Below are 6,621 nucleotides of genomic sequence, written 5' to 3'. Positions count from 1 at the left end.
ATTACATACTAAAGCACTACAATACAAAACGTGGTCATAGTTATAACAATTATATGACACCAACAGCTGCCGAAATGGCAGCATAAAAACGCCCCCTGTTTGTGTACAGTTTTACTTGACCACATCACTTCAATCATCTGCCTTGCCTACAGCACTTTGAACTCCCGCTGAAAGATCACATATTTAATAGGATTGGTATAAAAACTACTGTAATGATGTCAATCTGTGACCTAATGCGCTGCTGCTATCTGGCGTTAACACAAACGTGAAATTACTGTCGCCGCTAATGCTCATTAAATCAGACTGAAACACTAACGTTTGTGTCCCATTGTCAGCTTCATAAACGATATTAATTTCATAATCATCTTCAGGTAATGTCACACTAAGTGTTTCAACAAAGTCTAAGTCAGACAAGGTATATTCGGCGGTCTCAATGGTTTCTGAGTCCCGAACAAAATACACCGTCAAATCATCATAATCGAACGCTAAATTCACCACATCAACTTTATATTCATATGCACGAGGGCGAAGATCTTGGGTAATAACCATTCCTTTCACGGCGTTATCTTCGTCGTGATAAATCAATAAAGATTTAATGTCATCTTGGTTGAACGTCACCAACAAGTTATCAAATAATGTTGTTTTCGTTGTGGCATCTTTTGCTGTAATACCATAATCATTAAACGAGGTTGATTGATAATCAGTCACCGAAAATGGTGAAACATCATATAAGTACTGTGTTTCTTGTTTACTGGCCACATCAACATCAACACTTTGCGTTTCTAAGCCATTAAACACACGGTAATCTGCCGTTGCTTCTAAGGCAGCATAAGTTTCTGGGCTTGTGGTTGAGTCGACACTGTCGATAGTCACTTTAATATCGCCTGCACCAAAACTGTTACGAATAATCAACTTGTAAACCGTTTCAGAAGTGAAATCCATACTGCCTGTAGTATAAACCACATTTTTAGTACCAGAATCAGTCAAGTAAACAATGTAGTCGTCAGTGTCAAATACCTGCTCAGAGGTGTAATTACTGTACGACAGGTTGCCCAACATCACTGCCTCATCAATCGTTTGAGTATCAAGTGAAATATACACATCAAAATCACCTTCATCAGTTGCGACATTAGCAACTAACACGGCCATTTTACTGTACGAATTATCTTCATCCTCATTTAACTCATCCATCTCCTCGCGAGAATAGATCATATCCAGCAGCTCTGGATCATGGTAATCACCATAAAGCACAAATAAATGATTTGAATCCGATGTAAAGTCAACGGTATCACTGTAAATCGTTACCGTCTCACTGTCTGCATCTTGCCCGTAAATATCAAGGTCTATATTTCCTGTACTATAAGTATAGCGCGGTATTGCATCAGCAAAATCAACCGCTGTATACGCATAGTCATCTAGCACTAACGAAGTTGATGTACTGTTAGGTGATGCATTATAAAACTGCACATAAGCAACATCAGTACTACTATCTTCGCTGTCAGATCCACATCCTAATAGTAACGATCCCATTAAAGACACCATCAACAATCGACATATTTTCTTATTAAACATAATTACTCCATTAACCATCCAGTTACATTTGCAATAGTTATGACTCCTTTGCCCTGTAAACGACTGTCAAGAAAGGTAAAGTAACGATATAAAGCGTCAATAATAATGTTGCATCAATAAAAAACCCCTTAATCAACAAGATAAGGGGTCTGTATACTGGATGTAAACTGCCAATGGTCAAGCGGGCATATATTCGGCTAATTACCGGCGATTTTCATTTCGCTCAATAAAATACCACCGGTGCGAATTGATGAACGTAAATCGCGATCCTTGCCAACACCTTGTATCCCCATAAACATGTCTTTTAAATTACCCGCAATGGTAATTTCTTCAACTGGATACAACACTTCGCCATTTTCAACATAAAAACCTGCAGCACCGCGAGAGTAATCGCCAGTAACGCCATTAACACCTTGGCCCATGACTTCCGTGACAATTAAGCCGGTATTCATGGCTTTCACTAAATCGTCAAATGTTTGATTTGAATGACTTAAGGTCCAATTATAAATACCACCAGCATGGCCAGTGTTCATCATGCCTAATTTACGCGCGGAATAACTGGTTAATAAATACGTTTCTAACTGACCGCGATCGATAATACGGCGGTCTTTGGTTGCCACGCCTTCGCTATCGTAATTCGCACTGGCTAATGCACCAACTAAATGTGGCTGCTCTTCAATAGTAAACCACTCTGGAAATATTTGAGTGTTCAGCGCTTCCATTAAAAAGCTCGACTTGCGATAAATGCTGCTTCCACTAATGGCACCAATTAAATGCCCCATTAAACCAGTGGCAATTTCAGGAGCAAATAACACAGGCATTTTAGCTGTGGCAATTTTTCGAGCATCCAAACGACTTAACGTTTTGTTTGCAGCCTGTAAACCAACGGCTTCTGGTGACAGCAAATCTTGATACTTACGTGCAACCGTATAGTCATAGTCACGTTGCATATTACCATCAGACTCTTCACCGATGACGACACAACTTAAACTGTAACGCGAACTGCAATAACCATTTAGAAAACCATGACTGTTGCCATACACTTTAGCCGCCGTATGTGCATTTGCGCTTGCACCATCCGAATTACGAATACGGCTATCAACCGATAAACTTGCTTCTTCTGCGCGAATAGCCAATTTAGCCAATTCTTCAGCATCAATATCTTGAGGGTGGTACAGCTGTAAGTCACGAATATCTTGTGCCATTAACTCTGGGTCAGCTAAACCGCTAAAAGGGTCTTCAGAAGTATATTTTGCAATACCATCTGCGGCTTTTACCGCTTGACGAATAGCTTCAGGACTAAGATCAGACGTTGATGAGTTACCTTTTCGGCCATCGCGGTATATGGTTATTCCCAAAGCGCCATCTTTATTAAACTCTACGGTTTCAACTTCTTTATCTCGGGTCGATACCGACAAGCCTTGTTGTTTGCTAATGGCGACTTCTGCGGCAGTCGTACCCAATTCTTTGGCGTATTCTAATGCAACCGCAACGGCATTTTTAAGCGCCGATAACTCAGAATCAATTTTAGGTGTTTGTTCGCTTGCGCTAGGCGCTGAAGAAGGATGAGAAGCCACAAATTTACTCTTTAATTAGTCTAATTGTCGCTAGCATATCAAATTAAAAAGACGATTGATAACCAACCCGTTATCTTCAATAAATTCTGCATATTCTAGGCCAAATAAATGCTATCATTAACGCATATTGACTCGAGGTTTATGACTATGAAGATTGTTGGCGATTCTGAACACTTTCAGCAGCCCTATGATAATGATGACGACTACGTCAGCAGAACAGAATTTAAAAAAGAAAGCGAAGAAGCTCAAGCTCTTGGCATGCGCTTAGTGGCCTTAAGTAAAAGCCAGTTAGACAAAATGGATTTAGACGAGTTTCTTTATGATGCCGTACTAAAAACCAAGCTTATTAAGCAAAAAACGGAAGCCTATCGCCGCCATTTGCAATACATTGGTAAATTAATGCGAGGATTCGATCACGAACCAATTGAAGCTGCACTCAATAGAGTATTGAATAAAAACAATATTGAAGCAGCAAAAGTACAAATTTTTGAAAAAATGCGCGATCGCTTATTAACTAATGGTGATGATGAAATTCAAGTTTTATTGGATTTACACCCACAACTTGATCGCCAAAAAATGCGTCAACTTATTCGCCAAGCCAACAAAGAACTGGCTAAAAATACTGACTCAAAGTCATCAAAAGAATTATTCAAATATTTACGATCTGAAATAAAAGACTAAACCGTTTAAATAGATAAGGATGTTGCAAATGCGGCTCAACATGGTAATTCGCACACTGTTGTTATCATTAATTTCAATATTATTTTTTACAGGTTGTAACGGTGCTGCGGACGGCACCGATTCTGATATATCTAATGATACTTATAGCCTGTCGGTCAGTTATCAAAATGTAGTGAATGGACAATGCGATACTAGTACCGATGGACTTATTTTTGACATAGATGGCAGTTTTTGCGCTCTAGCCCACCTTAAGCTTGGCAATGCAAATGTTAGCGGAGCACTCGTTGCTTTTAGCACAACCAATGCTTCGGTCACCCCAGCGAGTGTACTCACTTCATCTTCGGGCATCGCCACCACTATCGTGACATCAAGCAGCAAAGATGCTGGTACTCTTACAGCGACTTACACCCCCAGTGATACCGATGCCATCAGTGCAGTTCGTAATTATCAATTTAAAGAATACAACACAAGCACCCCTACAGAAGCAATTAAATTAACTGCCTCTATCAATGATGCAACGGGTCCTATTACCCGTTTTAATCTCAATAATACCGTGCAGTTAAACGCATTGCTTACCGACAGTAACAACCAAGGTATTGCCGACCAAATTGTTACCTTTAATGCAGGTAGCGCGACGCTAACCCCTACTACTGCCTTAACAAAGGGCTCAGGTATAGCCACCCTTAACTTCACACCGTCAGATTCAGACCTAGGTGCAAGTTTACTGACTGTCACAACTGAGTATCAAGATACAACCCTCACTAGCACCAGTGCTTATGAAGTATTAGCAAGTGAAGATGTTGCCACTGAAGGCACAGTGAAGATAGGCTCGTATGACGCTAATAATGAATTTGTTGAAGGGGTATTAGCGACAACGCTAACTGCTGATACTGATGGCAATTATACCATTAGCGCCGGCGGCACATTTGGAGTGACTGCCACTGTGGTAACAGAAACCTCCGATGGCACAATTACACGCTTGCAAAGCCCAACCAGTATGAGTTTTAGTTCCGACTGTACCAACAGCGACAATGCGACCTTAGACTCACCAGTAACAAGCTTGTCTGGCTCAGCAAACTCAACATTTTCAGATACTAGTTGTAGCGGCAATAATGAGCGCAATGATACTATCGTCGCAACGGCAACCGTTAATGGCACTAGCTTAAGCGCAAGTTTTCCTTTTGTTTTAGCGCGGCAAACATTATCTAACATTAGTTTTATATCGGCAGAACCGACTCAGATTCGCATCAAAGGTTCAGGTGGAACCGGGACAACAGAATCTTCATTAGTGACCTTCTTAGTTACCAGTGCCAATGGACAACCCGCAGCTCAACAGAACGTTAACTTCAGCCTCGACACCACCATTGGTGGCTTGCAATTTGCTAACAATTTAACTTCTGACAGCAGCATTACTAACGCCCAAGGATTAGTCAGTGTAAGAGTACAGGCAGGCTCCATACCGACCCCTGTACGCGTGATGGCCTCAGCAACAGATGCCGACACGAGTCAAACGATTACCAGCCAGTCGGAACAGTTAACCGTGAATACGGGTTTACCACAGCAGCTTGGTTTTAGTCTTTCAAGATCGATTGGTAACCCAGAAGCCGGAGACTACAATGGTGAAGATGTCATTATTACAGCTTATGCCTCTGACAGTTTTGCTAACCCAGCACCAGATGATACCACGATCAACTTTACCGCAGAAGGTGGCCAAATTGAGTCATCATGCACCCTAGTAAACGGAAAATGTTCCGTCACTTGGACCTCAACATCACCACGAGTAAGCGATCACCGCATCACCATTTTAGCTTATGCCTTAGGGCACGAAACCTTTTTCGATACCAATGGCAATAATGTATTTGATGATGCCGATGGCAGCATGGTTAATGGCTGTTTACATGGCAATACATCAGTTGTGTGCAGTGGTAATGGTATGGATGTAGAAACATATCATAATGGTGGTTTTGTTGACTTGCCTGATGCTTTTAGAGATGACAACGAATCTCGCGCTCATGATCCAGGTGAACCTTACTTTAACATTCAAGCCAGCGACACATACCAAGCGGCTGATAGTCAGTTTAACGGCCCACAGTGCCAAGGTGCATTATGTGATAGCAATGCCATGACCACTTATATTCGTAAAGCGTTAGTATTAACAACATCAGGTTCTAATGCTAACTTTGTAGTGAGTCAAAATGGCACGGTGATTAATGATTACGACACAGATCTTCAACCCATCGCATCGGGTGAAACGGCAAAATTTGATGTTGTGCTCACAGATAGCGCTAACCAGATATTACCATCAGGCACCACATTCACCGTGACCAGCACTGAAGGAGAATTACAGTTCTCTGGCTATACCGTACCAAATAAAACAGCGGCAGGCGGAACATCAACCTCCTTTACAGTGAAGAATGATGGGACACCTGGTATTAGCCAAGTCACACTCAAAACAACAACACCAAAAGGTGTAGAGACCGAACTCAAGTTTTCTGTGACGTTACAGTAAATTATCTATAAAAAGCCTGCTGGGTCAGCAGGCTTTTTTATGTCTCGTCCTGAAATATGTTTATACATATTATACCAATCCCATTAAATATCTGGTCAGTTCAGAGTCTCTCAGGTTTTTCAATTCAAGGCACATTGATGTAGAAATGGTTGTTTCCTTTTAAATCGATGTAACACAGAAGTGGAATACCTGAGAGACTCCATTCTGGCGGGTTTCAAAGTCCTTTATGCTTCGTTAGATGCTTTCAAAATACGACTGCATGGTCTATTTTTTTCCATAAAA

The 6,621-nt window shown here is 41.2% G+C and carries 4 protein-coding genes; 2 read left to right on the top strand and 2 right to left on the bottom strand.

Annotation, left to right across the window (positions count from 1 at the left end; genetic code table 11):
* Window positions 1-204: 204 nt before the first annotated feature.
* Together ACWXWT_RS19510 and pmbA are read right to left on the bottom strand one after the other, a co-directional pair.
* Window positions 205-1,572, bottom strand: a complete 1,368-nt coding sequence (locus tag ACWXWT_RS19510; RefSeq protein WP_456043234.1) for a hypothetical protein — start codon at window positions 1,570-1,572, stop codon at window positions 205-207.
* A 197-nt stretch (window positions 1,573-1,769) separates the two neighbouring features.
* Entirely contained in the window at window positions 1,770-3,149 is a 1,380-nt protein-coding gene (gene pmbA / locus ACWXWT_RS19505; RefSeq protein WP_456043233.1) for a metalloprotease PmbA, read from the bottom strand.
* A gap of 147 nt (window positions 3,150-3,296) precedes the next feature.
* On the opposite strand from pmbA, the gene yjgA reads away from it, so the two are divergent.
* A complete protein-coding gene (gene yjgA / locus ACWXWT_RS19500) occupies window positions 3,297-3,830 on the top strand; it encodes a ribosome biogenesis factor YjgA (protein ID WP_456043232.1) in 534 nt (177 codons plus the stop codon).
* Window positions 3,831-3,858: 28 nt separating this feature from the next.
* The gene (locus ACWXWT_RS19495; protein WP_456043231.1) at window positions 3,859-6,339 is read left to right on the top strand and encodes a hypothetical protein; all 2,481 of its coding nucleotides are present in this window, start codon (window positions 3,859-3,861) and stop codon (window positions 6,337-6,339) included.
* The last annotated feature ends 282 nt before the right edge of the window (window positions 6,340-6,621 follow it).

Source organism: Shewanella sp. A22 (genome assembly GCF_053850585.1).
The sequence above is the reverse complement of the archived record's forward strand: the minus strand, read 5'-3'. Positions and strand labels throughout refer to the sequence as shown.